Here is a 25,993-nt window from a genome sequence, read left to right on the forward strand (position 1 = left end):
GGACTCTCAGACATCCTCGACGTAGTGACGGCCGATCCGGGACGGCCCGCCTCCGTCACCGCGTTGCGAGCGAAGCCACCCTTTGACGTGGCTCGTCGCCGGGATGTCGAGGAGAAAGGGCGATGGCCGGGTGTAGCCGCGCCGATACTCGACATGGCTGATGCTGACGCGCTCCATGCCGCGCGTCAGTGCGACGTAAGCAAGGCGGCGCTCCTCCTCCGGGTCACCGAAGGTGCTCGGAAAATTATTCTGGTCCCATCCGGGCAGGAACACATGGCGGAACTCCAGTCCCTTCCCTTTGTGCAGCGTCATCAGCTGCACTCGTCCACCACCCTCTTCGCCAGGTGCAGCACTGGCGAGAGCCGCATGGTCGAGCAGTTCTGGGATGCTGTGGAAGCTGCCGGCGAGCGACAGCAACTCCTGCAGGTTCTCCAGCTTGCCCTCGGTGGTCTCGGCGCGGCTGTCGCGCAACATCGCGCGATAGCCGGTGCGGTCGAGCACGAGCGAGAGCGTGTCGGCCACGCTGAGTGCCATGTCCAGGCTGACGCTCCGGATCGCACCGGCGAATGCCAGCGCGGCGCTTCGCGCTTTCGGCGGCAGTGTCGCTGTCTCGACCGCGCGGAGCAGCGACGTGTGGCGGAACGCAGCCTCGGCTTCCAGTGAGGCCATCGCCTTTGGTCCGAGCCCGCGCGGCGGCGTGTTGCACACGCGGCGGAATGCTTCGTCCGATTGCGGGGTGTCGGGATTGAGCGCCAGGCGCAACAGCGCCAGCGCATCCTTGATCTCGGCGCGCTGGTAGAATCCGACGTCTCCCACGATGACGTAAGGGACCTTCGCCCGTATCAGCGCTTCCTCGAAGCCGCGGCTCATGAAGTTGCTGCGGTAGAGAATCGCCATGTCCTCCCACGGCAGGCCTTCGCTGGCCCGGCGGCGGATCTCGGCGACGATGCCAGCCGCCTCGTCCTCGGCGTCCCGGAAGTCGACCACCTCGATCGGATCACCGATCTGCTTGGTCGTGCGCAGCGTCTTCTCCAGCCGGCTCTCATCCTTGGCGATGACGGCATTCGCCGCGGCGAGGATGTGCCCGGTCGAGCGGAAGTTGTCCTCAAGGTTGATCTGAACGGCGTGCGGGAAGTCGCGCGTGAAGCGGCGAATATAGATGATATCGGAACCGCGCCATGAATAAATGCTCTGCGAATCATCGCCGACCACGAACAGCTTGCCATGGGCCTGCGCGTAGGCCCGCAGCCAAACATACTGGACATAGTTGATGTCCTGGTATTCGTCTGCGAGCACGCAGTCGAAGCGGCCTGCCCAGCGCTCACGATAGACCTTGTCGCGGAGCATGGCCCGTGCCGGCCAGAGCAACAGGTCACCGAAATCGGCGCTGTTGGCCTCGCGCAGTCGGCGCTGGTACTCGAGGTAGACGCGCGCCGTGAGGCGCAGGGCATGCGCGTCGACCATCTGGCGCGTCTGGTTGGCGCGGGCGATCTGGCCCTCGACGTGAACGATGGCCTCTTCCGGTGCGATCAGACGGTCCTTCAGCTTGCCGATCAGGTTGCAGATGGTCTTCACCGGATCGCGCTCGTCGGGTCCGCCCTCCTCCGCTTCGCTCAGGTTCATCGCCTTCACAATACGCTTTACCAAGCGCTTGCTGTCGTCGGCGTCGAGGATGTCGAAGTTCTCGCGCAACCCGCCGACCTCGGGGTCGGCCCGGAGCTGGCGGGCGCCGAGGCCGTGGAAGGTGCCGACCCAGCTCGGGAGCTCATAGCCCACCAGCATCGTGGCGATACGCTCCTTCATCTCCGCTGCCGCCTTGTTGGTGAAGGTGACGCACAGGATCCGGTTGGGCCGGATGCCCTGCTCGGCGATGCGCAGCGCGACGCCCGCGGTGAGCGTGCGCGTCTTGCCGGTCCCTGCCCCGGCCAGGACCAGGATCGCGCCGTCATTCGCCGCGGCCGCCGCCTGCGCCGGTGTCAGCCCGGCCGTGATCTCGGCCCGGCTCGCCATGCGGGTCTCGGCGGCTGGCAGGTCGGCCCAGCTCTCGTCAGAGAAGCTCAACATGGCAGTTCCATCCCTGAACAGTGATGAGCTGACCCTCGGGCCGCTCGTCGTCGGTGAAGATCGTGAACTCGGAATCGAGCAGCCACGCGCCCGCCTCGTCGCGCTCACCGGCGACGATGACGCCCTCCCAGGCCTCGCCGGTCGGCGCTTCCGCTCGGACCAGCGTGTCGTGACGGGCGTCGCCCTGGACCTGCGCGGCGCAGCGATGGCGCAGGCGGTCGGGCGCTCGGGAGAAGGCGGCAGCCAGTTGCGCCAGGGCGCGGTCGCGCCACGACTGGTCGCTCAGATTCTGCAGGCGGGTCAGGAACAGCCGGGCGGAGAGCTTCGGCGGCCAGGGCTCCCAGGGTCTGAGGCCGGGGGGAAGGGCGAGACCGCCCTGGTGCAGCGGATCCTCCTCGAGGATCTCGGCTGTGCCGAATTCCTCCCGGATCTCGTCCAGCGACCAGCCGGCGACGTGGCGGGCCTCGCTGTTTGCGGCGAGGCGGTCCGCCCGCTTGTGCAGCAGGTATTCCTCGCTGCTCCAAGGAAGCAGCCGATACCGGTCAGCAATCGCGGCCTGCAGGTTCCGGGTCAGGCGGGCGTAGCCCTCCCCCATATGCGGCTTGAGCGGGGTGATGCAATCGAAACCGAGCAGGCCCTCGTCCGCATCGTGCAACAGCTCGCGGAAGGCGGCACTGGCCGCGAGCCCCCTCCCCTCCATCCGCTGCCGGATCGCCAGCACGGTCAGGCTGTGCTGGGCGACCGAGAGTGGCAGCTCCCAGCGGGAGTGCCCGCCCCAGCGGTAGGTGCGCGACAACCCGGTCGCGAGATCCTCGTCGGTCCAGGCATCCGGGCGAAGGTCAAGCAGGTTGAGGCGCCGATCGGGACCGAGGCGCACCCAGGCGCGGTCGGCCCTCATGCGTCCGCCCTCCGCGTGAGCACCTGATTCCAGTCGTTCCAACCGTCAGGGGGCGTCAGCCGCTCAGTTGGAATGCCAGCTCTGGCCGCCAGCTCGGCGAAAAAGCCAGCATAGCGTTCGCCCTGCGGGTCGGCATCGAAGGCCGCGACAGCCCGGGCGGCCGGGTTGCCGGCGAGCGCCTGCATCAGCTGCTCCAGGGCCTCCAGCGTGTGCGGACCCATGCCCCCGGCGGTGCCCAAATATAAGGTATCGCCCCGTAGCCGCTCGATTGCCGCGAGGCTCATGGCGTCGATCGGCGCCTCGGTCACCGCAAGCCGGGTCACCGGCAGCCGGCTGCCGGGAACCGCGCCGGGCAGCCGGAATAGGGTCTTGTCCCCACCCGACGAGAAGCCCCGGTATTCCGGGCCGCGGATCTCGATGCCGGTGAGCCGGCCGGCATGGTCGCGGTGAGCGAACCAGGCGCTCGCGTGCGGCCCCTCCCGGAGGACCTCATGCCGGATCGCGGCCGTGACCACGACGGAGGGTAGCCGCCGCGTGCCGGTCAGGTAGCCCCAGGTGGGTGAACCCCGCCAGACCGGCCGACGTCTGGCCCAGCGCTCGGCCACTGGCAGGGCTGGCGCCTGGCGTTCCCGGCTCCGCTCGTAGGCAGGGTAGCTGGGGGCTATGCCCACAAACTCGCGGAGCAGCTTGCGGACCTGGCCGAAGTTCAGCCCGGGCTGCAGGTGCTGCACGAGGTTGAACACGTCGCCCCGCGCCGTGGTGCTGCCCGGATCCCACCACCCTCGCCCGCCATGGGTGACCAGGATGATCTCCCCTTTGCCCCTGCGGTATTTCAGGCAGTTCCGGGTGCTCTCGGCCTTGTCGAGCTGCCAGGGCGGCGGCAGCCGCTCCAGCAGCGCCGCGCAGCTCACCTCCCTCAGCTCATCCAGTTCCGTGTCCAGCCCGCTCATCGCCCGGCACTCCTCTTCTCGGAATGCCTTCGGCGGACCGCGAGCCGGACGCGGGACAAGGGCGCGCGCAGCGCGGGAGCGTCAGCGACGCACCCTTGTCGCGCGTTCGGCGATAGCGGTAGCGGTAGCGGCATCCTCTCAGCTCCTCTCCGTTCTCACGAAGAGGGTCGTCGGCCGCCGTGCGAATGGAGACTGCTTCGATGCCGACGTGCCCTATGACGCACCCGAACTTGCCCAGCCCTTTCGCCAGGGGGGCGATACGGCTCGGCCATAGCTCGGTCGTCTGTCGCCTACGTCGTCAGCACACAAGCCCTGTGCCGGCTGCCCCTAGCGTGCGTACGAGGCGAGGTGTTGGCGCCCAGCGTAAGCTCGGTTCTCTCCCGGTTTCCCTCTTTCTTGGTTTCTGGATTTCTATCATCCCCATCTGAATGGGGGGGTCAACTCAGCCTGGTCTGCGACCAACCCTTTACGGACCATCATGCCCGGCTAACCGTGTTTCGCTTGAGGAGGTGCAGCGGCCTTCCATTCGCAGAGCATGGGACCGGCAGCTAAACGCCGAGGCTGTGATAGTGTGAACCTCCGACACGGGCGCCTCCTGCTGAGGGTGGTGGGCGCCACCACCCTGCGACAGGGGCCGTCGGGGAGGCGTCCACCCTGTACCAATGCTGGGTCCGGCCGTGAGCCGCAGCTACCCTGGTCGGACGAGCCGGCCCGCCGGGAGCACCAGCGTCCACCTGTGCTCCGAGCACCCTGATGGGACATGTGCCCCGGCGGGTTGGCTGCGACACGATGCCCAGTGGGAAGATGCGCCACCGAGCGCCTGTACAGGGACCGGCACGACGTCGCGGCGGCTCGCATGTGAGGAGGACGAGCGATGGACGACACGTGCCAGTGGTTCGCGGGGATCGACTGGGCCTCGACAGCACACCAGGTCGGGCTTCTCGATGCCCGGGGCAAGCCGATGGCGGAGCGCGCCTTCGAACACGGTGGTGAGGGGCTTGCGGCCCTTTGCGACTGGTTGGTCGAGCGGTCCGGCACCACGCCGGGAAGGATCGCCGTCGCCATTGAGACGCCGCATGGCCCGGTGGTCGAGACCTTGCTCGAGCGCGGCTTCAAGGTGCACGCGATCAACCCGAAGCAGCTCGATCGCTTCCGCGACCGCCACACCGTCGCCGGCGCCAAGGACGACAGACGTGACGCCAGGGTCCTGGCCGATGCCCTCAGGACGGACCCGCACTGCTTCCGGCAACTCGAGGTCTCCGCGCCCCTTCTCGTTGAACTCCGCGAGTGGTCCCGGGCCGCCGAGGAGTTGCAGCAGGAACGCACCCGGCTGTCCAACCGGATCCGGCAGCAGCTCTGGCGTTACTACCCGCAGGTCCTGGAGCTCGGCGACGACATCGCGGCCGATTGGCTCCTCGATCTCTGGGAGCTCGCGCCCAGGCCGGCCGATGCACAGCTCCTGCGCCCGGCGCGGGTTGCCCGGGTGCTGACCAAACACCGCATCCGGCGCATCGGCCCCAGCGAGGCGCTCGATATCCTCCGCAAGCCGGCGGTGACCGTCGCCCCAGGCACGGCCGAGGCAGCGGTCGCTCGCATCCGCCTCCTCGCAGCCCGCGTTCGCCTCGTGAACACTCAGCTGCGCGAGGCACAGGGCAGGCTGGACGTCCTATGTGACCAAGCAGCGGGCAGCGAGGCATCGCAGGGCGCGCCCACCGATGCGGCAATCCTCCGCTCCTTGCCGGGGGTGGGCAGGATCGTCCTCGCCGTCCTGCTCAGCGAGGCGGCCGAGCCTCTGGCGCGCCGCGATAACGACGCCCTGCGCAACCTCTGCGGCGTGGCCCCCGTGACCCGCCGGAGCGGCAAGCGCCTCGTCGTGTCGATGCGCCGCGCCCCCCATGTCCGCCTCCGCCTTGCCCTGTATCATTGGTCCAGGGTCGCGATCCAACGCGATCCGGCCAGTCGCTCCCGCTATGCCGCTCTGCGCGAGCGTGGACACTCCCACCCCCGTGCCTTGCGAAGCGTCGCCGATCGCCTCCTCTCGGTCGCCTGCGCCATGCTCAGAACCGGAACTCTCTTCCGCTCCGACCTACAGCAAAAAGCCGCCGCTACTGCGTAGACCGCGGCAGTCGAACCCAGGCCTCGAACACTTGCCAACGGGTGGGAAGTCCCATCACAGCCTCCGCCCGAAGCAGACGTTGGGAGAGATGACAGACGGAGCTGGAAGCGGAAATCAGACCTAGCGATCCAAGAGAGCGGATCGTCGGCTTCCGCGCCGCCATTACGCCAAGCTCGGGCCGGCTTCAGGCTTCATTGGCTTGGCCCCCTGAAAGTGGTGCTTCCCTCCACCTTCGACGCTGCTACCAACTGCACCGCCGCATCACTCCGCTTGCCTATGCTGCGATAGCTGTGTCGGGTCGCCAGATCAGAGGCTCAAAGTTGACGATTGTAGCTCCAGAGGGCGACCGACCAAGCTCGACTGTGATCAGCCGATCGTTAGGGAAAGCCGGGCTGAGCTCGAACGCGAGGTACTCAAACAATGGTCGCTCATGAACCGCAATGATCACTTGGCGGCCATGCTGCTTTGACAAAGTTCGGAGAAGCGCGGCGAGCTGCGCGATGTGGACCTCGTCCATGCTCTGTACTGGATCATCAATGATGAGCCAAGGCAGGGTTGGCTTGACCGACAGGTGGAGCGCCAAGAACAGCGTCAACGCTGCTGTGTTCAGGTTCCCGGCGCTCAGCATCGCGCGAGGGTCGCCGCCTCGTCCGCCCGAGCGGTAGTGTGTCTCGAGCAAGGCCTCAACGGGCCCGCTTTGGCCTTCTGGAAGTGCGAACGCAGGAACGAATGGCTCTTCTGGTGCAAGCCGGACGAACAGGTCACGCCAGACTGCGTTAAGCGAATCGTTGAAGACCCGCTGAACTACTTTCGTACGCGCCTCCCGAGCCCGCCGCGCCAGTTCACGGGATTGGGTAATGCGCGTCTCCGCCGCCTCTTTCGCCGTGCGGAAGCGCTCAAGTCGCCGCTCTTGGTCCACGATCTCCCGAGCGAGAACGTCAATTTTGCTGCTCACGGCGATGTATTGCGTCAGTGCCGCTTGCGCCGAGCGGCGAGCCTCCTGAACCCGAACGAGCCTCTCCTCGGCTATTACTACCTCGCGATCGATCCGGTCGAGCGCGTCCTCCAGCGCCTCCGCGACACCAATGGCTTCAACACCGACATGCTGAGCCAAACTGTGCGTGGCGTCGCGCAGGGTTACGGCCTGTTGATCGCGGGCGCGTAGCGTGTCAAGCGTGCGAGCAGCTTCCGCCGCGTCTTCCGCCAAGCGTCGACCGCGCATGGCTGTGGCAGTCAGCTCCTCCAATGATCGGTTTAGCTCCTCGAGCCGTGCGCGACGGCTCTTTAATTGGTCGCGGACCGATGGAGCGAGTTGCCGTCCGGCTACACCTCCTCTGTCGCGCTCGATGGCCGCAACCGAAGCAACCGCTTCCGCGCGCTCTCGAGACAACGCCTGGAGGCGGCCGGCACTTTCGGTTAGCGCCGCGATCCGTTCCGACACATGCGCCTGCAGTGGTTTGTCGGAAACCTGCTGAAAGTCGCGCCCGCACACCGGGCAATCTTCGGTGTGGATGTGCGACAAGATGCCCGAAAGCGCCTGGGCTAAATTACTGGACGTCACCGCCTGCGCCGCCAGCTGCTCCTCTAGTACAGAGAGGCGCCGTTGAGCCCTACCGAGATCCTGGTCCAGGGCCGCCAGCCGGCTAGCATCCTCGGCGTCTCGGGCGAGGAGAGCCTCGCAGCGGTTCAGTTCAGACGCGATCGCATCCAATGCGAAGGCATGAGCCCGCTCGGTGCCCGCAGTGGAAAGAGACGCAGAACTGGGCAGGAGCTCGGCGGCCGCCAGTAGGGTGTGTTCGAGCCGCTGTCCCTCGTCGCTTCGCCAGGATGCGATCGCGTTTGCGGTCTTCTTTGCGCTAGTTTCGACCTCTTCAAGTTCGGCAGCTTCAATCTCCGTCCGGGTAGATAGCCATTGCTGCCGTATAGCTACCGCCTCGCGCCTAAGCCTAGCTAGCCGCTGCAATTCGGATTCTTCTTTTCCATCGGCTAGTTCGCGCTCGAGTAGTGCAGCCGGAGGCAAGGCCTCGTTATCGATCCCGACACCGCGCAGTTCCGCCCGCAGTCGGTCGTGAACGGCGGTCCGCTCTGCCTCCAAACTCTTCCGCTCCGCCGCGCTCTGCCGGACCTTCTTCTCCAGATCCGGAATGGACTCACGAACGTTCCAAAAGGCCGGCACCGAATTTCGAAAGCGACGCACGTCTCCTGAGTCGTGAAGGCCATCAATCAGCGCGTCCAGGCTGTCGAGGCCAAGAAGGTCCTTCACAAACTTGGTGAGGGGGGAGTCGCTCTTCCGCGTATCTTTGACTTGGTAGAGTTCGAGCAGACGCCCCAACGTGGCTTGGGAAAGGTAGCAGCGCTCTGTGAAAAACCGAGACATCTCGGGCGAAAGCAGTCCCGCGCCAGTAACACCGCTGGATCGGACGAGCATCTCCCCGTCGGCGGTTGCCTCACCTATCCCCTCCGCGGTGACGACAATTCGGCCTTCGTCGGCCTGCTTATGCAGGAGATGAGACGCAAAGTCGTCCGTCAGGCCCCGAAGCGATGTGACCGAGCCGGTTAGCCCCAACTCAAGCGCAGAGAGAATGCTCGTCTTGCCCGCGCCGTTTTGCCCGTGGATCAAGACCACTGGCGCGTCGAGCGAGACGGTGATCTCGCCCCGGATACTACGAAAGTCGCGGACCGAGATTGATTTCAAACGCTTAGTCATGGCTCGGGATCCAACTCCATGTTGGACACTGGTTCGGCGACGACTTCGTACAAACGGCTCTGAACGGCCTCGACGCCACTCTCAGCGCGTTCTACCAGCTTCGCAACTTCGGGTTCGAGCCCATCCAAGTGCTTCCTGATCTCGCTGAGAGGGTCGGCAATTCCACCGCTGGGATCGGGCAGGTGAAGGGGCATCAAGACGGCCAACCAGTTCCTGATACCGGCCTCCGTGTCGCCACCGGGAGCCGAGCCAACTGGCAGGACACGACAGACCCGCGACATTGCGTCCAGGACAGGAGATGTTGGCCGGGGACCGGCCAGCACGGCAGTCAGAGGGCGCTTCGATTTGACCACGTCGAGCGCGCGCGCGACGCCCTCCACTTTCTGCAGGATACGCTGCTCAGGTTCGAAGGCGGTATCAGCAACGACGATCAGATCCGGAGACGTGTCACCGCCCACGAAGGCAAGTGGCAGATCGAAGATGAGCCCGGCGATGTTGAGCGGCGTGGGGACCGGCCGGTATCCGGCCTCAGTCAACATCAACGCGATGCGGTCCATCGGTGTTGCTGTCAAATTGCCACCTGTTCCCTGAACCGCTGCACAAGTTCATTGCTGTTCACAGCCTCATTCAGAAGCTCGGCCATACTGGCTTCCCGAACACCAACTCTACCCGTGCGACCAGGCGCTCCTCGCGGCGATCTGGCCATGGCGGGCGCGATCTCGGCGCTGTGGACCAAAACCGCTTCGGCATCGTCGGCTATGTGGCCGCCGATTCTGAGGCGGAGTGCAGCATGGCTGTTCGCCGCGAAGAAGATGTTCACGGTGCCAGAGCCCCCGCGAACGCGAGCCACGCCGCTTTGCGGCTCGTTCGGGTCGACATCCTCCAGCGACCAAATGCCTCGGCTCACGCCGGCGCCTATGATGCCGATGGCAGCGGCGGCCTCGCGGAGACCTGTTGCCGGCAGACTCGGATCTCCGGCGATTTGCTGCATGGGCGTGCCGGTGACCGGGCTGTACCGTCGAGGCGCTCCACTGTCACCACCGTCACGGAACAGCGCGATAGCCCGACCGGAGTGCTCGACGAGTTGCCTTACGAATGCCAGGCGGTCGACATCCGCCCGAGCGGCGAACGCGTCGCGGAGGGCGACAACCCCTTGTTTTAATTGCTCGCGATCGGCGCTCGACAACGTCCCAGGCGTGAGATCGATGAGCCGCCGAAGCTTAGAGCATAGCAAATGGAGCACCAGTGCGACGAGGAGCGGCTTGGCGTAGGCCCGGATGAGGGCGCTCTCAAGAATCTTCTGTTGCGTGGTAGGAGTGTAGGCTGTGCGGTACACATTCCGGAGCAAGCCCCTTTGATCCAAGCCAATGAGATTCTCTGAAAAGACGTAGCTCGGGCGATCCCCAGGCCAGGGCCAAGGCATGCGGGCTTCGGCATGGGCAAATATGGCTTGGATATTCGCATCCTGCGCCGACAAGCCCATCATGAGCGTTGGCTTGCTCACGATGATGTCGATCAGGCGGTTGACGATCGGCGCGTTCTCACTTCGGGCGACCCAGCCGTTGATCTGTGACTGGCGCGCGACGAGAAGCGGTCGGTGAGTGGCCTCAGCCGACGCTGCGAGTGCGGCGCATCCGTGGAATTTGTAGAGCCGTGCCTTGAGGGCTGGCTCGCGGAGGTCATACGGGCGAACGCACACCACAACCGCAGGCTGCCCTCCGCTGAGCAAGTCGACGGCGCGTTCGATCAATGGGTCCCAGTTTGCCGTCGCGATGTCGGAAGCCGCACCCTCGAGGATCAGGAGGGCAATGCAGAGATGCTCGACGTCTGGTTCGATTGCCGGATCGGCAAAGGTGGCCGGCACGTCGGCACCGTTCCAGAGCAGAAAGTCCTCGGCTTCCCCGTCGACCATGATATCGAGCAGCCGAGCATAGTTGTTCACGAGCCGGCCTGCGATGGTTGGCGAGTCGGGCCATTCGGAGAATGGTCGGGCGAAGTCCACACGCGACCATTCCTCATCGGACAGTTGAGCTAAGCCGAGAACCTCATTTAGAGCTTTGAGGAATCGGCAGTCGGGCGAACCCATGATCATTTGGAGCCGCAAGAACTCGATGACCCGGGCCACGACCTGCTTCAGTCCCATGACTCGGCCAAACGAGATCCCAGAACCTAGCCAAAAAGCGTAACGATCTTCCGCCACTCCGGCTGCGACGGCAGCGAACGGCCCATCCAGGAGGGCGAGGGTTTCGCGCACGTTGATCGTGGCAGCGGGAGGTGGACCGGAGGCCATCGAGTACCTTTTCGTGTTGGACAACGCAGGCCGTCCCAACGGGAACAATTATGGAAAATCGGGGGCGGCTGTTTCCCTCTTTAGGGCTTGCGGGCATTCCCGGTTTCCTGAAACCGGGAATGCGGGCGGCTACAGAGCCCCTCTATCTTCCTGGTTAAGCTAACGCCCCCGCTTCCTGGTTAAGCTAACGCCCCCGTGGGCGCTTCCGCTCATCCTGTATATCCTCATCACGCACCTCGAGCCCGTCGCGTCGGAGAGCGAAGAGGATCTGGTTCCGTATGGTGACTCCTGTATCAGCATAGCGGCGGCGAAGCTGCTGGAGCACATACTCCGGCACCTTAGTCGACAGAGATGTTTCAGGCCCGCGCCGTGGTGAGGGCACCTCAACTGGAGCCCTTTGGGCACTCGGCGCTGTTTTCGGGTTCACCACCGTCACGGATCCGGTGCGGAGACCGTGAGCAAGTGCCTCCGGGGTCTCAAGCGCAGCTGCTGCGTCGAACCGTGGATCGTTGGCCGAAGTGGGTTGTGGGGCAGGACGTCCGGCCACACTGAGGTCCGGGGCCTGCAGGGCGGGCCGTTGTTGTCTAGATGACATTGGCGCCCCTTTAAGCCGCAGTAGCCATGCCGGCCGGTGTACCAGCAAGCAGTTGCATCATTTCGTCAAAGACGGCCACGAAGTTAGCCGCCGCAGTGGAGGAGCGGTCGTGAAGGTGCGGAATATAAGCGGTGTAGGTCATCTCTTTCCAAGCGGCTCGATCACCGAAAGCGGTATTGAGAACGTGAGCGCCCGCCCGCCTATATTGCTCACGCAGAAAGCCTTCGACCCTCGGCTTGGCTGCACCAGCGCTCGTCCGGGTGAGGAGAACGCCTCGGGCGATGTTACGGCCGCTGACCTCCCTCGCCTCCTCCGCCTGACGCCAAGTCTCAACGCCGCAACGAAGGTCGGTTTCGCTCATCTGCGATGGCACAAGCACCAAGTCTGCCACTGCCATAGCGACCTGGGTGTCGTTTGTAGCCGCCCCCATCAGGTCAATAACAACGTGGTCGTGCTTCGACGCGAGTTCACGGACCAGCGTGCTGACCCGCTTCTCGCCGTCAGGGACGGCGACGCTCACCTCCGTCAGCTCGGGGACTTTAGAGAAGAAGGCGCGCAAAGGGCGGTTCGGATCGAGGTCAAGGGCTGCTACGGATGCACCGCGAGCGACCAACTCGGCGACCGTGCACATCGCGGCGGTTGTCTTTCCTGATCCGCCTTTGACCTGGGCGAAGGTGATAATTGCCATGCGTATCCCCCGAAATACCGAAATCCCGAAACACAGAAACTGGACCTGCTGCGCCCGGCCCGTCCCCGGCGGCCCTGTGATCGACCGCTATTATACCGATCACCGGAAAGCTGGCTAGCATGATATCGCGGTTTACGGTTTTCCTGATTTCGGGAAAATGGTGAACAACGAGGTACACCCAAGGAACGTCATGCCGGCGGGCAGCCTTTCTCCTGCCACGGCATGTTGATTTCCTCCCTTCGGGACTTCGGGTCTCTGAGTTCCCTAGTCTCCGTATCTCAAACCTACGTGCCTAATGGTTTCGTGCTTTCGTCATTTCGGGATTACTGGGTTTCACGCTTTCTGGGTTTCGAGATTTTATCCTTTCGGTCTTTCGGGGTTCCGTGCTTTCAAGATTACTGTGGTTCGTAGTTCGCCGATCCGCAGGTTTCGGGATTTGCTGTTTTCTTGCTCTCGGGGTTCCGGGATTTAAGCTTGCGTCTATATCCCTCCACTGGAGAGGCTGAGCACGAGACAGCACTGCCTGCGGAGACTGTACGAGGTCGAACCGCCTGTGATCGCGCCAGCGAGCAGGAACGGCTGAGCTGTTTCCCAGCACCGTCATCCAGCCGAGCATTCCGGTCTTGGAATACCTACTCTGTGTTCCAATGCCACGACATACCCGCGCGGAAAAAAGTCGACCCACTGGAGGACCTCGATCGCGATCCGCGGCATACCAGGTCACGCATCTCTGGACGCTTCCACCGCTTTGCGCCCGAACGTGGTACGGACCGCGTGGGTCCAGGTGCCGTCGGTGGTCTGCACCGCCAAGCCAATCTTCTCGAGGTCACGCAGGCAGGCCAGGGTCTGAGCAGGACAGAGCCCGCTCTTGCGCGCCAGGTTGCCTTGGGGGAGGGGCATCGGTAACAAGGCGGCCAGCATGCGGTATTCAGGCCGCTCTGGATCGGTCCGGCATTCATGACGGCGCAGCCGGGCATATTGCCGCGCCAGTTGCACCGTCTTCCGCAGCAGGCTTCGTAGCTCGGGATCCTCCCCGACATCGCGGCACCTCCTGATCGTTCCTTCCGGTATGGCCGCCGGCGGTGCGAACGGGAAACGATGAGATGAACGCGCTCGGCCCTGCCCCCAAAGGCAGGCCCATCGCGCTTTGGTGGCCGGAGAAGCGGTTCCTGCAGGGAAGCCGCACCACACATCAACGCCTTACGCCCCGCCCATGCCCGATAACTGTCTATTATCGGGCATCATGGTGAGAGAATGCCGGTTGCCCCATTTCGACTGCCTGCAGTAGACTGGGCGTGCACTGACCGCCGCCGCCCCGGCTGTGTTAAGGAGGCGGTCCGGACGGTGGTGGCCGGGGTGTCGGCCGGCAAGGAGGTGACCCGTGCAGCAGATTGTTCTCGACGCCCAAGCCAGCGACATTCCGGCCGAGCTCGCGCGACGCGGCATCTCGGGAAGCACCCGCGTCCACGTCGTGGTGGAACTCGCCGACACCGAGAGCCTGCCCATGGCCAGGATCGCCCAGGATGGCAGGGCGCTCGACTGGCTTGAGGATGAGCCCGACCTCTACACCGACAACGACCTGGCCAAGCTCGGGCGTTAGATGTTCGCCTTCGGCAGCATCGTCCTGACCCGCTTCCCGTTCACCGACCTGTCCGGCGACAAGCGGCGCCCGGCCCTGGTGGTGTCGCGCGACAACGACCGGCGCACCGACCTGGTGGTGTGCTTCATCACCTCGGTGCCGCGCAGCGGACCGGACATGGCGCCGCTCGCGGCCGGTGCGGGCACCGGCCTGAAGGTCCCGTCCGTGGTGCGCTTCGACAAGCTGGCGACGCTCGAACGCTCCGTCATTGCCGGCAGGCTGGGCGAGGCGCCGGCGGAGTGGCTGGCGGCACAGGCGCCGCTGTTCTTCGGCGTGTTCGGGTTCAGCCAGTTCGCCGTGACCGAGGCAAGCGGGTCTTGAACCAGGGCCATAAAGCCGCCCCGCCCGAGGGTTCGGCGGATCCGAGGATGTCGGCGTGCGAAGGCGAGATCCTGCCGCCCTCCGGCCAGCCCGCTCTGACTACCCCGTTACTCCGCGCCGCAGCGGGTCAGAGCCCGGCGGCCGTGCTGGCGCTGCTCTCAGGCCCAGTCGGCGAGGCGGTCGCCAAGGCGTCCGGCTATGCCGGCAAGGCGCTGTCCGAGAACACCCGCCGCGCTTACGCGGCCGACTGGGCCCTCTTCTCGGCTTGGTGCGAGGCGGGCGGCGTCCCGTCGCTGCCGGCCGAGCCCCTGGTGATCGCCGGGTACCTCGCGAGCCTCGCCGGCCAGCTCGGCCGTTCGGGGCTGCGCCGCCGGCTCGCCGCCATCGCGGAGATGCACCGGCGCACCGGTCACCCGATCGAGCCCGGGCATCCCGCCATCCGCATGACCCTGCGCGGCATCCTCGCCAGCCACGGCAAGCCGGCCCGGCCCGCCGCCGCGCTGACCTCGGTGGAGGTGAAGCGCCTGCTCGCCAGCTGCGGCACCGACATGGCGGGCCTGCGGGACAAGGCACTGCTGCTGACCGGCTTCGCGGGAGCGCTCAGACGCTCCGAGCTGGTGGCCATCGACCGCGAGGCGCTGCGCTTCACGCCCGAGGGCATGACCATCCGGATCCTGCGCTCCAAGCGCGACCAGGAAGGCGAGGGGGCCACGGTCGGCATCCCGCGCGGCCTCAATCCCCTGACCTGTCCGGTGCGGGCCATGGAGGAGTGGCTGCGGCGGGCGCGGATCGAGTACGGGGCGGTGTTCCGCGGCCTCAGCGGGCGCGGCGTGCTCGAGGGGCGGCTCGACACCAAGAGCGTGTGGCGGATCCTGCGCAAGCGGGCCGAACTGGCCGGGCTGACGGTGGATGAAAGCGAGCGCCTGTCCCCACACGGGCTGCGCGCTGGCTTCATCACCGAGGCCTACCTCAAGGGCGCGCTGGATGAGCAGGTGATGCACCACACCCGCCAGAAGAGCATCGCCACCACCCAGGGCTACCGCCGCCGGGCCAAGATCACCCAGGACAGCCCGGCGCGCCTGCTCGACCTGTAGAGCAGGGGAGTGGCCGCCCGTCTTTCTCCGGCTGCCGCGGATGCGCCGGCCCCGCCGGCGCTCCCGGCGCCGGCACACACCGACTGGCTGCGCAATGTGCTGGTGGTGACCGGACCGACGGAAGAGACGGGTCAGTTCCGGGCGGCGGCGGCCGGCGCGGGGGTGATCCCCTGGGTGCTGGACCTCGATGGGCTGGAGGAGGACTGGTTCCTGTCGCTCGCGGCGCCGGCCGAGGGTGAGCCGGCGATCAGCCTGCAGGGGGCGCGGGTCCTGGCCCGGCGGCTCCGGGACGCCGCGGCCGCCAACCATCAGCGGGCGATGGCCCGCATCGGCACAGACCGAAGCTGCCCCTTCGACCTGCACCGTCTGCTGCCGGTCCCGCCCGGCATCCTACGCCTGGGTCCCGACGATCCGGATAGCCGCACCTGGCTCTGGACACACTGGGGCACGACGCGACCGCTTCGGCATGTGCGGGAGCTGGAGCCCACTCTCGACGGCCGGAAGCGGCGGATGGCGGAGCTGCGCGTCGAGTTCTGGTCAGCGGACTGGTCGCCCTGGCAGGCACTGCGCCGACTCCGCCGAAATTGGCCGGCCCTGAGCTTCGGCCTGAAGCCGGACTACGCGGGCGGTGAGGGCGATGAGCCCACGCGCAGACCCATCGCACCCGCCCAGCACAAGCAGGGAGATCGGGACAAGAAGCACAATCGGGACAAACCACCCCGGTCGGCCAGGGCGCGTCGTGGCTGACGTCGGCGCCGCAGCCGCCGTTGAGGATCCCTGGCAGGAAGAGAAAGCCGCCGAAGGGCGACCCTGGCCGGCCGATATGCCTCACCTCAGTGTGGAGGGCTTCGAGGGTCCGCTCGACTTTCTGCTGGAGATGGTGCGCCGGCACCAGCTCGACCTCGGCCGACTGTCGATCATCCCTCTGACCGACCAGTTGGTGGCTGCGCTGGAGGGCAGTCTCGCCCGGTTGGAGCGCCGGGCCGACTGGCTGGTGATGGCGAGCGAACTCTTGCGGCTCCGGGCACAGCTGCTCGCCCCCGCCAGTCTGCAGGCCGCCGAAGAGGCCGCGGCAGAGGTGGACCGACGGCTCGGGCAGCTGGAAGAACTCGCTGCGATGAAGGCGGCAGCTTTCTGGCTCTCAGCACGACCGCAACTCGGCTGGGACGTGTTCGCGCGCGGCAATCAGGAGCGGGCGACGCCAAAACCACAGGCGGAACTCTTTGTCGCGTTCCTGGAGGCGACCCTCGTCATGCTGGAGGGGAGGGAAGGGCAGGGGGATGAAGTAGCGCCGCCCTACCGACCCGCAATTCCGAACCTCTGGCGAGTCCCGGATGCCCTGGAGCACATCCGCGCCGTGCTAGGGCACCATCCTCAGGGTGGCGACCTAGCTCTGTTCCTCCCACCACTGCCGGCTGAGGAGCCGGCCAGGCCGCTGAAGGCCCGCGCGGCGCTCGCTAGCACGTTGCTGGCTGGGCTGGAGCTGGCCAGGAACGGAGCGGTAGAGATGGTGCAGGAAGAGATCTTCGGGGCGATCCGCCTGTATACGCGTCCAGGGGCAAACTACGGAGCGTGAGCAGGGCGGCCACCGGCCGGAGCGAACTGGCCTCCTGTGGCTATTCGCGCGAGACGGTAGCCGGGCCCATGAACTCAGCCGCTGAGGACAGTCCGGCGGCTGGCGTGGATGTCAGCGGTCGCCCCAATATGTCTGCCGGACTTCTGCTCAAACCGACCGGACATCTGTGACCGGTAATCCCCGGATCCTACGTTCATCAGTTTCGCCGTTCATCCGATTAGCCGGTATGTCCTACTTACGTCTGGACGCCAGTGACGCGAGACTTCCGGTCATCTGCGACTGGTAGGAGGAGACGAAAACGTCCGGTCGGAGGTCATTGAGCTGCTTGCTCTCCATGGGCATTCTGGCACCCAAGGAGAGCGCGATGAGCACTGAATCTAACACGGAAGCCGAGGGTGTCACCCCACCCGCGGGCGGGAAAACGAAGCCGACGCGAGCATCGACAAAAAAGTGGGGGCAGGAGGTCCTGGACCTGGGCTTCTGCATTCTGCCATCCCTGATCTTCCGCGCCCAGCGCAAGCTCGGGCTCGATCCGACCCAGCTCGCGGTGCTGCTGCAGCTGGCCGACTTCTGGTGGGACGCAGGGCGGAAGCCCTTCCCGAAGAAGGCTGACCTGGCAGAGCGCTTGAGCCTCAGCGAGCGGCAGGTGCAGCGTCGAATTGCCGAGCTGGAGGCATCAGGCTTCGTGCGGCGGATTGAGCGGCGGGCCCTGAACCGCGGCAAGATCTCCAACGAGTACGACCTGTCGGGCCTGGTCGCGAAGCTGAAAGAGCTCGAGCCGGCATTCCGCGAGGTCGCGGAAGAGAATAAGGCACGCCGAAAAGCCGTGGCTCGCCCAGGCTTCCGACCCAAACGGACCCCTCCTCCGGCAGCGGCAGAGAATGATGCCGCGACTATGGGATAGGTCATGGCGTCCGGTCTCAACAAGAAGGTTCTCTGCTTTATCGATGAGTACGGCACGGCCGGCGCCGGGGACCTGTATCTCGGGGGCGTGCTCGTGCTGGCGCGTGAGGCCGGCCGCGTGGACAAATGCTTCAGCGATCTCCTGGAGCCTAGCGCGAACGAGATTCACGCGGCGGCGCTCGATGATAGCTACCTCCAAAGCCTGTTGCAGCGTTTCTGGGCAGCAGTGCCCCGAGGGCGGCTCGTGCTCGTCAACCAGAAGATCCCGGCCCGCGGTGGAGAGCCTCCGGTGCTCTATGCTCACGCGGTGATCGAAACCGTGAAGATCGGGCTTAAGCGCTTCCAACAGGACGTGCTCGGCCGCGACACCATCGGCAACGTCGACCTGATCACCGACGTGAACCACCATAACGACCATCCGGCGTTCGAAGCAGAGATCGGGAAGGCGCGGAGGAATGACGGGCGGTTCCGGGCCGTGAACCGGGTTTCGCGGCTGGATTCGTCTGCCTCGCGGCTGCTCCAGTTGGCTGACGTGGTGGCGTATTCTCGGAAGTGGATCGTCGGCGCTGAGCTCAACGCCACTGGCCTGCGGGAACGGTACGGGATCCAGATCCCATAGCAAAAGAGCCGCCCGAAGGCGGCTCTCGAAGCTTGGCAGAAGAAGGTGGCCGGCAACCGGGGCTCTTGGCCTCCGGGTGGCCACGACGCTTGCCAAACACGCGGCCGGACAAGTCGCCCGCAGGGCTTCCCCTGCAGGACATAAGATATCCTCGGTGGGCCTCATTTTCAAGGGGCTACCAGACATGCTCGTCTACTCGTCTAGGAAGAGCGGCGGGCTGCAAAAGCGCCTACACTCAGTGATCAGCCCTCGATCAAAAGTTGCACCTTGCTATTTTGGCGTAGGTGGGAGCCTTCCTGAGGGCGGAATCGCGAACGAACCCGCCGAGCCGATAGAATTGCACCATGCCAGATCGATTCGCTGCACGTCAGGAACCTGTGCTGGCATTGAACGGGTTCCGGCTCGCTCGCCCTGGACAGCCTATTCCTGCAGCGGTGGTCCCATTTAACCGGGAACAGCTCCATAACCTCCTCGACCGACCGGCACAGGACGTCTTCGCGACTCGCTACGGCGAGAACGACATGGTTGTCGTGCCGCTCAAACCTGGCGCCGAGTTGCCTGGCCATCGGATGGAGCTGCCCGCCGCCGACAACATGCGGCTGCTCGCCACACTCACCCGCGAGGCGGTGTTCCGCCGCCTCCTCACCCTTCCCAGCGCTTACCGGGTGGTCAGCCGACGTCCGCCTATCGTCGAAACGGCGAAGCAGGAGAACGTCATCCCGCCCTCCATCGGGCTGCCACCCTGGCTGAAGAAGCGTGTCGTCTTGCGCTTCGAGACCCGGATCATCAAGCATCCCGGCGAGGAGCCCTACGTGGTGCTGACCTGCGGGAACCGCCTCCGGACCGTGATCGAGGTCGACTGTGGTCAGTTGCACGAGATCGGCATGCCGCTCATCGGGAACTACGTTTCCACTTGGACGGACAACCCGGATCCGAAGGTAGCCAGGCGCTTGCGACTTGCTGGGCGCGTGGTTGCCAATGATGGTAAAGTCCTGAGACTTGCCGACCATGACGGCGGACCCGAGGAGATGGCCCTTGGATTCGCGTTCCTTGAACCCACGCGCGCCAACTTTAACGCGGTCGTGCAGGCGCTTATGCAGGGCCGGGCTGAGCGGGTGCTCAAGGAGGTGCAGGAGATCGAAGGGGAGCTGAGGGCAGGCAAGGCCAGCCTTGAGACGCTTCAACGCGCCCTGAGCTACTTCGGACGTGCGGGCCTTCAGATCGCCGATGGTGTGCCTCTCCAGTTTGAGAGTCCACTTGACCAAGCGGAGTCAGTGCCATTTCCGCCAGCTGAGGTGTTCCAACGGCCCACGTTCTCGTTCGACCCAAGCGGCTCTCGCAATGACAACTGGACTCAGAGGCAGCTCGATAAGACCGGGCCCTACGATAGAGCGACTTTTGAACGAAAGCGGCCGAGGATTGCTGTCATCTGCGAGACACGCCGGCGCGGTGCCATGGCAGAGACGGTCGCGCACTTCCTTGAGGGTCTCCCCGAAGTTCAATCTCACAAGGGCTTTGTACCCCATGCGACGGGGCTGCTGGGCCGCTTCCGGCTTCAGAAGCCGCAAGTTGAATTCTTCGAGGCCAAGGATGACAGCGCTGACGCCTACGCTGAAGCCGCCCGTAACGCTCTGTCTGCGGCCGCCACTCGGGACCAGCCATGGGATCTAGCCCTGGTGCAGGTCCAGCGATCCTGGAAGGATCGTCCTGCCACCAGTAGCCCTTACTGGTGGGCGAAGGCCGCGTTCCTGCGGCGCGACGTGCCAGTGCAGGCACTCTCCGCCGAGATGATGGCCATGGGCGACTTCGAGTACGCCTGCGCTTTGGCAAACGTCAGCTTGGCCACTTACGCCAAGCTCGGCGGTACCCCTTGGCTGCTGAAGGCCCGGCCCTCGACAGATCACGAGCTTGTCTTTGGCCTCGGATCTCATACCCACAAGGAGCGACGTCGAGGTGCAGGGGAACGGGTCGTCGGGATCACGACCGTGTTCTCTAGCCAGGGTAACTATCTACTAGATGCCCGAACGGCTGCAGTACCGTTCGACCGCTACCCGGAGGCACTGCGCGCCACGCTCATCGAGGCGGTCAAGCGCGTACGGCAAGAGGAGGCCTGGCGCGCGGGCGACACGGTGCGCTTGGTCTTCCATGCCTTCACCCAGATGCGGCAAGAGACTGCGGATGCCGTGGTTGCCGCTGTGGAAAGCATGGGCCTGAGTGGGGTGAAGTTCGCCTTCCTCCATGTGGCCGAGGACCACCCATTCACGCTGTTCGACCACGCCTCAGCGACTGGCAAGGGCGCCTATGCGCCCGAGCGTGGGCAGGCCGTAGAACTCAGCGACCACGAGTGGCTCCTCGCCCTCACCGGACGGGATCAGATCAGAGCCGCGTCGCAGGGCATCCCTGATCCGGTGCTACTCCGCCTGCACGAGAAATCGACCTTTCGCGACATGCGAACGCTGACGCGTCAGGTATCGGATTTCGCCTGCCACTCCTGGCGTACTTACGAACGAGCTAGGCTCCCGATCACACTCCTCTACGCCGACGAAATTGCGAAGCAACTCGCAGGCCTCGAGCGTACCCCGGGATGGGACCCCGATACCGCAGTAGTGGGCGCGGTGATGCGCAGGCCTTGGTTCTTGTGAGCGCCGGCCCCACCATCCCCCAGATCAGGGCCGGCCTAATTGCGGCCGCCGAGCCGACGCCATTCTCGGCCATTCATGTGCAGGCTTTCCGAGCTTGGCTCCTGGATGAGCAGAACCGATTGAGCGAACTGCCCGGGGCTGCTGCCGCGAGCCTCGGCGCGGGCGGAGGTCGGTCCGTCGGAGACGTGGCAGCCCTTGGCTACGCGGACGCGACCGGACATCTGGAGCATAGCTTCCAGCCCGCGTTGTCCGATGGTCTGGCGTGGTTGAGTGAGCGTGCATGGTTCCGTCCGCATCAGCCATACACGCTCGAAGCAGACGGCGTCGCCGCGCTCGGCATCGCGTTAGGCGTTAGCCGCCACGCCGGAACTTCTCAAGCACGCTGGCTCAAAGATCTGGTGGTGAGGAGCGCAGCGTCGCCGGATTTAGCAACTCTGGACCGATCGCTCTTCGTCGCGGCAGCACACCTGATTGATGCTCCTGGGCGCCAGGACAGTGCTGTGATGCTCCCCGAGGCGCGAGTAGCCCTTTCGCAGCTTTTACTCAGTCGTCCAGACGACCGCTGCTGCAGCGAAGCTTGGAACCGCATCCTGCACTTTGCCGCAGGCGAGGAAGTAGTACCTGAAGCAGCATTGCTGCTACGGGCGCTGAACGTGCTGACCGAACGCAACCTACCGGCGCGCATGGGGGTCCTTGACCCCCTCGATGTACTCCATGTGTTGGAGGGCGTGCAGCGCTCGTTTAAGCGCTGGACCTGGGAAGCTGCCCCCAGGACGCGGAGATCGGACATCACGCAATGGGATGTGGAGAATGAGTACCACGTTCAGAATCTGCTTTGGGCGGTGCTGGCGCCTTTGTTTCCTGATCTAAACGATGAGGAAACGCTGCCACCCGTAGGGCAGAAAAACCCTCGCGTCGATCTCTCCATACCCAGCCTCGGCACTGTGGTGGAGGTGAAGTTCATGCGCCCAGGAAAATCTTTCCAGGACATCATTGAGGAGATCGCTGCCGACGCGAGTCTGTACGCCACAGACCGGAGATGGACATCGCTGATCCCGTTCGTGTGGGACGAGGCTCGGCGGGTAGAAGAGCACCAGAAGCTTATCGCAGGGCTTAAGCAGCTCTCGATGGTCATAGGCGCGGTCGTGGTATCCAGGCCAGGGAAAATGGAGCGGTCCGGCTCTTGATGCCTCGCTGGGGCTGGCCGCTTGGGCACCGCCTGTAGATCGGCGTGGCTCCGGAACCGAAAGTCCCGGGGTACGCTGGTCCGGTTTCAGAACCGGCTCGTGAACTTCGGTTCGTCAGGCACGAGCCGAACGCGGCATCCGGGGGCCAGATGGCAGACCTCGAAATCGGGGAGTTCCTTATCCGAAGGGTGTACGGTCCAGAGCATCTCGAATTGCTGCGCCTGATCGGCACGCTCGTTGAGGACCGCTGAAAGCCCAAGGAATCACGCGGAGAGAAGTCTCCAACCAGCACTCGCCGTGTGCTTCGCGTGGCGGCGTAGAGTGCCTGGTGGGCCTGCGCGAAAAAACGTCGATAAGCTCGGCCTTGCCGGTCTCGGCAGTGGGTGAAATCTGGTGCATGTGGATGCCAGACGCTAACCTACTCTCTCATATCTATGATCAGGGTTGAGCGCGGGCGGCTTTGGGCGCGCCGTTCTTGTCGAGGCCCCAACAGCGCGGATGCGCCCTTCTGTGTGAGCACAAGTTCTGAATTGCTTCCCGCTTCGCGGCGCATGGCGCTCTCAAACCACGGCGGGGGCCATATATCTCGTGCCTTGTTTCTACCGTCCGCTGCGCGCCTGCCGTGGATCGCGTGGGCTGAAGCAATTGTTCAAGGTTGCCGAATAGCCGGAAAGTGGCATGTTTTGACCCTTAGCCATTCATTACCGGCGATTTCAGGAGTGCGATAGCGCTCGCTCCATGTAAGACCAAAGGAGAGCGCATGCCTAAGTTGATGGCCAGGAAGGCCAAGCTCCTCACCGTGACCGCCACTGCTCTGCTCGTGGGTGGCATCGGTGGGCTGACCTGGTTCGGCTTCGATAATGCTCGCGAGACACAGCTCTGGGTCCGCCATACCTATGAGGTCATCACGGCGGCTGACCAGCTCGGGATAGCAGTGCGCGATGCCGAGATCGGCCAGCGCGGTTACCTGCTGACTGACCGCGACGACTATCTCGATTCCCACCGGGATGCACTCGATCGCATCACCCGGCTTCAGGAGGAGCTTCGCCGCCTGACCGCGGACAACCCTGTCCAGCAGGACCAGCTTCGCGCCCTCGCGCCTCTTCTCCAGCAAAGAATGGACAGCTTGGCGCGTGCCATCCAGGTGCGCCGTGATGAGGGGCCTGAGGCAGCCCGAGCCATCGTGCAGGCCGGCCGCGGGCGGCAACTCACAGCCGCGATCGAGGCCGCCCTCGCAGCCGTCCATGCCGAGGAGGAGCGCCTCCTGGAGTTGCGAAAGGAGGCGGCCGACCGGAGCCAGGCCCTCACCCGCTGGCTCGCCCTGGGCGGGGCCGCCCTGGCGGTCGCGCTGCTTGCCCTGTCCGCCCGCTTCCTCGCACGCGCAGAGGCGCAACTGACCGAGTCCGAGGCCACACAGCGCGCTCTGGCGGAGCAACTGCGTACCGCGCTCGAGAGCATCAGCCAGGGGATTGGCGCCTTCGACGCTGAGGGCCGACTCGTGCGCTGGAACGAGTGCCTCGTGGTCCTGCTTGGCCTGTCCCGCTCCATGATGCGCGAGGGCACCGCCTATGAGGCCATTGCCGAGCAAGCCGGTGCGGCCACGAGCGGCCTCTTGCTGGAGACATGGGATCAAATCCGCCATGGGCGCGGGGGGCGGTCCTCCGACGAGCCGGTGGTCTATGAACGGACACGCGCGATCGATGGCCGCAGCTTCGAGCTGCGCCGCACGGCCATGCCGGGTGGGGGCTTTGTGTTGACTGTGACCGACATCACGGAGCGGGTCCGCGCTGAGGCGACGGCGCGGGGCGCCCAGCGCCTCCAGGCCATGGGTCAGCTCACCGGTGGCATTGCCCATGACTTCAACAACCTGCTCACGGTGGTCCTGGGCAACCTGGAGCTCGCCAAACCGAAACTCGAGGAGAACAGCCCCGTCCTGCCGCGGATTGAGCAGGCAATCTGGGGTGCCAGACGTGGTGCCACGCTGACCCAGCAACTCCTGGCCTTCGCTCGCAAGCAGCCGCTCGCGCCGGCGCCGATCAATCTCTCGGCCATGCTGCCGGATATGGCGGAGCTCCTCCGCAGGACACTCGGCGCACACATCGAGGTTCGGGTGGTGGATGCGGCCGGGCTGTGGCCTGCGATGGCGGACGCGGTCCAAGTCGAGAGCGCCTTGCTCAACCTGGCCCTCAATGCCCGGGACGCCATGCCCGAGGGTGGGCGACTTACCATCGAACTGGCGAACAAGGTGCTAGACGAAGGCTATGCGCGCCAGCACGCCGAGGTCACGCCGGGCGACTATGTGATGCTGGGTGTCTCGGATACCGGCACCGGCATGCCTCCGGAGGTGCTGGCCCGCGCCTTCGAGCCCTTCTTCACGACGAAGGAGGTCGGCAAGGGCACGGGGCTCGGCCTCGCCATGGTGTTCGGCTTTGCCAAGCAGTCGGGCGGGCATGTGAAAGTCTATTCCGAGCCGGGAGAGGGCACGACGGTGCGGCTCTACCTGCCGCGCGCCGTCGGGGTGAAGCTCGCCGGAGCGCAGCGCCCCGGAACCCCGGTGGAACTGCCACGCGGCTCGGGCACGGTGCTGGTCCTGGAGGACGAGCCTGCGGTGCGGGAAGTGGCCACCGCCATCCTGCGCGATCTCGGATACCGGGTGCTGGAGGCCAGCGATGGGGCCGAGGCCCTGCGGGTGTTCGAGCAGAATGGAGGCAAAGTCGATCTGCTCCTGTCCGATGTGGTCCTGCCCGGTGGCATGAAGGGCCATGAAGTGGCCCGCAGGCTCAAGGAGGTTCGCCCGGGGCTGTCGGTGCTGTTCATGTCCGGCTACACGGAGAATGCCATCGTGCATCATGGCCGCCTCGACGATGGGGTGCACTTCATCGCCAAGCCGTTTGCGCGAGAGCAGCTCGCGCGCAAGGTGACCCAGGTGCTGGACGCCCCTGCCAACCAACGGCGCTCGGAAGGGGGCCAAGTCGTGTCCCTCAACCCTCGCCAGCCCGGAAGTCGCTGAGGATGCCACGGCCGACCGTCACCAATATCGTCCTCGGTGCGCGCAACGAGGAACAGCTGACGCAGAATCTGGGCGCGGTCCGCTGGAACCTCTCCGCCGAGCAGGTCGCCTATCTGGAGAAGGCCAGTTCCGCCAGCCGGCCTATCCCTATTGGCACCGAACGGGCTTCGACGAGCGCAACCCTAAGCCCACCGCCTGGACCGCCGGCTGACCTCCGTCTCATCGGCCGGTCTGCCCTGCGCTTAGGGCTTGACGCGAAATAACCACTTCATGGTGGCTGTAGGCGGGGTGAGATAGTGTAGTTCCAGTCGCCGTGGAACGGGTCCCGCTCGATGGTGAGCGCGGCCATCTCGGCATCGGTGACCTTGATACCTTTGGGGTAGCTGTTCGCGTCGAGCTCGCAGCGCACCGTCAGGCCGGTCTGTGTGGTGGTGGCGCCGATCAGCTGGACGATGACCTGGTGGCTGACCAGCGGCTTGCCGCGCCAGTTCTGCGAGATGGCGGCGAACAGGCGGTGCTCGATGCGGTTCCACTTGCTGGTCCCGGGCGGCAGGTGCGCCACGGTCACGGCCAAGTGGCGCCCGGCGATTACGATGAGCGGTAATCGGCAATTATGATGAGCGCCCGGCGGTGCGGCGGAGGGTGGGCGTAGCCCGCCCGGAGCCGTTCCGCCGGGCGAGCGCGCCTGCGGATG

20 protein-coding genes are annotated in these 25,993 nt (G+C 65.3%); 11 read left to right on the forward strand and 9 right to left on the reverse strand.

Annotated features, from left to right (window positions below):
• Nucleotides 1-6: 6 nt before the first annotated feature.
• The 3 genes from QMO56_RS19155 to QMO56_RS19165 are packed head-to-tail and all read right to left on the reverse strand — an operon-like array spanning nt 7 to nt 3,912.
• On the reverse strand, nt 7-2,064 hold the full coding sequence (locus QMO56_RS19155) for an ATP-dependent helicase (protein WP_283528391.1): 2,058 nt from the start codon (nt 2,062-2,064) through the stop codon (nt 7-9).
• Nucleotides 2,048-2,962, reverse strand: coding sequence for a hypothetical protein (locus tag QMO56_RS19160; protein ID WP_283528393.1), 915 nt, complete (start codon nt 2,960-2,962; stop codon nt 2,048-2,050). Before QMO56_RS19160 ends, QMO56_RS19155 begins: the two co-directional genes overlap by 17 nt.
• Nucleotides 2,959-3,912, reverse strand: a complete 954-nt coding sequence (locus QMO56_RS19165; RefSeq protein ID WP_283528395.1) for a DUF3991 and TOPRIM domain-containing protein — start codon at nt 3,910-3,912, stop codon at nt 2,959-2,961. The genes QMO56_RS19160 and QMO56_RS19165 overlap by 4 nt, the downstream gene beginning before the upstream one ends.
• An 874-nt stretch (nt 3,913-4,786) precedes the next feature.
• Between QMO56_RS19165 and QMO56_RS19170 the strand changes: the two genes are divergently transcribed.
• On the forward strand, nt 4,787-6,028 hold the full coding sequence (locus tag QMO56_RS19170) for an IS110 family transposase (RefSeq protein WP_283528396.1): 1,242 nt from the start codon (nt 4,787-4,789) through the stop codon (nt 6,026-6,028).
• Nucleotides 6,029-6,302: 274 nt separating this feature from the next.
• Here the strand turns inward: QMO56_RS19170 and QMO56_RS19175 are convergent, their stop codons facing one another.
• The 5 genes from QMO56_RS19175 to QMO56_RS19195 all read right to left on the reverse strand — a co-directional run bounded on the left by QMO56_RS19175 (nt 6,303) and on the right by QMO56_RS19195 (nt 13,304).
• A complete protein-coding gene (locus QMO56_RS19175) occupies nt 6,303-8,735 on the reverse strand; it encodes an AAA family ATPase (protein ID WP_283528398.1) in 2,433 nt (810 codons plus the stop codon).
• Entirely contained in the window at nt 8,732-9,292 is a 561-nt protein-coding gene (locus tag QMO56_RS19180) for a hypothetical protein (protein WP_283528400.1), read from the reverse strand. The genes QMO56_RS19175 and QMO56_RS19180 overlap by 4 nt, the downstream gene beginning before the upstream one ends.
• An 11-nt stretch (nt 9,293-9,303) precedes the next feature.
• On the reverse strand, nt 9,304-11,049 hold the full coding sequence (locus QMO56_RS19185) for an SIR2 family protein (RefSeq protein WP_283528402.1): 1,746 nt from the start codon (nt 11,047-11,049) through the stop codon (nt 9,304-9,306).
• 581 nt (nt 11,050-11,630) lie between these two features.
• Nucleotides 11,631-12,308, reverse strand: coding sequence for a ParA family protein (locus QMO56_RS19190; RefSeq protein WP_283528403.1), 678 nt, complete (start codon nt 12,306-12,308; stop codon nt 11,631-11,633).
• A 720-nt stretch (nt 12,309-13,028) separates the two neighbouring features.
• On the reverse strand, nt 13,029-13,304 hold the full coding sequence (locus tag QMO56_RS19195; protein ID WP_283528405.1) for a hypothetical protein: 276 nt from the start codon (nt 13,302-13,304) through the stop codon (nt 13,029-13,031).
• A gap of 385 nt (nt 13,305-13,689) precedes the next feature.
• Here QMO56_RS19195 and QMO56_RS19200 point away from each other — a divergent pair, with 385 nt between their 5' ends.
• The 10 genes from QMO56_RS19200 (at nt 13,690) to QMO56_RS19245 (ending at nt 25,299) form a co-directional block, all read left to right on the forward strand.
• Nucleotides 13,690-13,908: a hypothetical protein gene (locus QMO56_RS19200; RefSeq protein WP_283528407.1), complete on the forward strand. Its 219-nt coding sequence runs from the start codon at nt 13,690-13,692 to the stop codon at nt 13,906-13,908.
• On the forward strand, nt 13,909-14,268 hold the full coding sequence (locus QMO56_RS19205) for a type II toxin-antitoxin system PemK/MazF family toxin (protein ID WP_283528409.1): 360 nt from the start codon (nt 13,909-13,911) through the stop codon (nt 14,266-14,268).
• Between the two features lie 47 nt (nt 14,269-14,315).
• Nucleotides 14,316-15,362, forward strand: a complete 1,047-nt coding sequence (locus QMO56_RS19210) for a site-specific integrase (protein WP_283528411.1) — start codon at nt 14,316-14,318, stop codon at nt 15,360-15,362.
• 9 nt (nt 15,363-15,371) lie between these two features.
• Nucleotides 15,372-16,109 (forward strand): hypothetical protein, encoded by a 738-nt coding sequence (locus QMO56_RS19215; protein ID WP_283528413.1) that lies wholly within the window; start codon nt 15,372-15,374, stop codon nt 16,107-16,109.
• Nucleotides 16,102-16,938 (forward strand): ScpA family protein, encoded by an 837-nt coding sequence (locus QMO56_RS19220; RefSeq protein WP_283528415.1) that lies wholly within the window; start codon nt 16,102-16,104, stop codon nt 16,936-16,938. The genes QMO56_RS19215 and QMO56_RS19220 overlap by 8 nt, the downstream gene beginning before the upstream one ends.
• A gap of 364 nt (nt 16,939-17,302) precedes the next feature.
• The gene (locus tag QMO56_RS19225; protein WP_230453191.1) at nt 17,303-17,842 is read left to right on the forward strand and encodes a helix-turn-helix domain-containing protein; all 540 of its coding nucleotides are present in this window, start codon (nt 17,303-17,305) and stop codon (nt 17,840-17,842) included.
• A 3-nt stretch (nt 17,843-17,845) separates the two neighbouring features.
• Complete coding sequence (locus QMO56_RS19230) at nt 17,846-18,460, forward strand: DUF3800 domain-containing protein (RefSeq protein WP_283528418.1); 615 nt, start codon at nt 17,846-17,848, stop codon at nt 18,458-18,460.
• Between the two features lie 521 nt (nt 18,461-18,981).
• Nucleotides 18,982-21,102: a hypothetical protein gene (locus tag QMO56_RS19235; RefSeq protein ID WP_283528421.1), complete on the forward strand. Its 2,121-nt coding sequence runs from the start codon at nt 18,982-18,984 to the stop codon at nt 21,100-21,102.
• A gap of 119 nt (nt 21,103-21,221) precedes the next feature.
• Nucleotides 21,222-22,289, forward strand: coding sequence for a hypothetical protein (locus QMO56_RS19240; protein ID WP_283528423.1), 1,068 nt, complete (start codon nt 21,222-21,224; stop codon nt 22,287-22,289).
• A gap of 760 nt (nt 22,290-23,049) precedes the next feature.
• Nucleotides 23,050-25,299: a CHASE3 domain-containing protein gene (locus tag QMO56_RS19245; protein WP_283528424.1), complete on the forward strand. Its 2,250-nt coding sequence runs from the start codon at nt 23,050-23,052 to the stop codon at nt 25,297-25,299.
• A 268-nt stretch (nt 25,300-25,567) separates the two neighbouring features.
• On the opposite strand, the gene QMO56_RS19250 is transcribed toward QMO56_RS19245, so the two are convergent.
• Nucleotides 25,568-25,993: ISAzo13-like element transposase-related protein (locus QMO56_RS19250; protein ID WP_408906540.1), on the reverse strand; the 426-nt coding region annotated here is incomplete at its 5' end.

Source organism: Roseomonas sp. E05 (genome assembly GCF_030063475.1).
In the GTDB taxonomy this organism is placed as follows: domain Bacteria; phylum Pseudomonadota; class Alphaproteobacteria; order Acetobacterales; family Acetobacteraceae; genus Pseudoroseomonas.

Excerpts from the sequence above, each read along its gene's own strand:
- QMO56_RS19235 (WP_283528421.1), top strand. The coding sequence starts at position 18,982 with ATGGTTGTCGTGCCGCTCAAACCTGGCGCCGAGTTGCCTGGCCATCGG.
- QMO56_RS19160 (WP_283528393.1), bottom strand. The coding sequence starts at position 2,962 with ATGAGGGCCGACCGCGCCTGGGTGCGCCTCGGTCCCGATCGGCGCCTC.
- QMO56_RS19190 (WP_283528403.1), bottom strand. The coding sequence starts at position 12,308 with ATGGCAATTATCACCTTCGCCCAGGTCAAAGGCGGATCAGGAAAGACA.
- QMO56_RS19170 (WP_283528396.1), top strand. The coding sequence starts at position 4,787 with ATGGACGACACGTGCCAGTGGTTCGCGGGGATCGACTGGGCCTCGACA.
- QMO56_RS19205 (WP_283528409.1), top strand. The coding sequence starts at position 13,909 with ATGTTCGCCTTCGGCAGCATCGTCCTGACCCGCTTCCCGTTCACCGAC.
- QMO56_RS19165 (WP_283528395.1), bottom strand. The coding sequence starts at position 3,912 with ATGAGCGGGCTGGACACGGAACTGGATGAGCTGAGGGAGGTGAGCTGC.
- QMO56_RS19155 (WP_283528391.1), bottom strand. The coding sequence starts at position 2,064 with ATGTTGAGCTTCTCTGACGAGAGCTGGGCCGACCTGCCAGCCGCCGAG.
- QMO56_RS19175 (WP_283528398.1), bottom strand. The coding sequence starts at position 8,735 with ATGACTAAGCGTTTGAAATCAATCTCGGTCCGCGACTTTCGTAGTATC.
- QMO56_RS19180 (WP_283528400.1), bottom strand. The coding sequence starts at position 9,292 with ATGGACCGCATCGCGTTGATGTTGACTGAGGCCGGATACCGGCCGGTC.
- QMO56_RS19245 (WP_283528424.1), top strand. The coding sequence starts at position 23,050 with ATGCCTAAGTTGATGGCCAGGAAGGCCAAGCTCCTCACCGTGACCGCC.
- QMO56_RS19225 (WP_230453191.1), top strand. The coding sequence starts at position 17,303 with ATGAGCACTGAATCTAACACGGAAGCCGAGGGTGTCACCCCACCCGCG.
- QMO56_RS19230 (WP_283528418.1), top strand. The coding sequence starts at position 17,846 with ATGGCGTCCGGTCTCAACAAGAAGGTTCTCTGCTTTATCGATGAGTAC.
- QMO56_RS19210 (WP_283528411.1), top strand. The coding sequence starts at position 14,316 with ATGTCGGCGTGCGAAGGCGAGATCCTGCCGCCCTCCGGCCAGCCCGCT.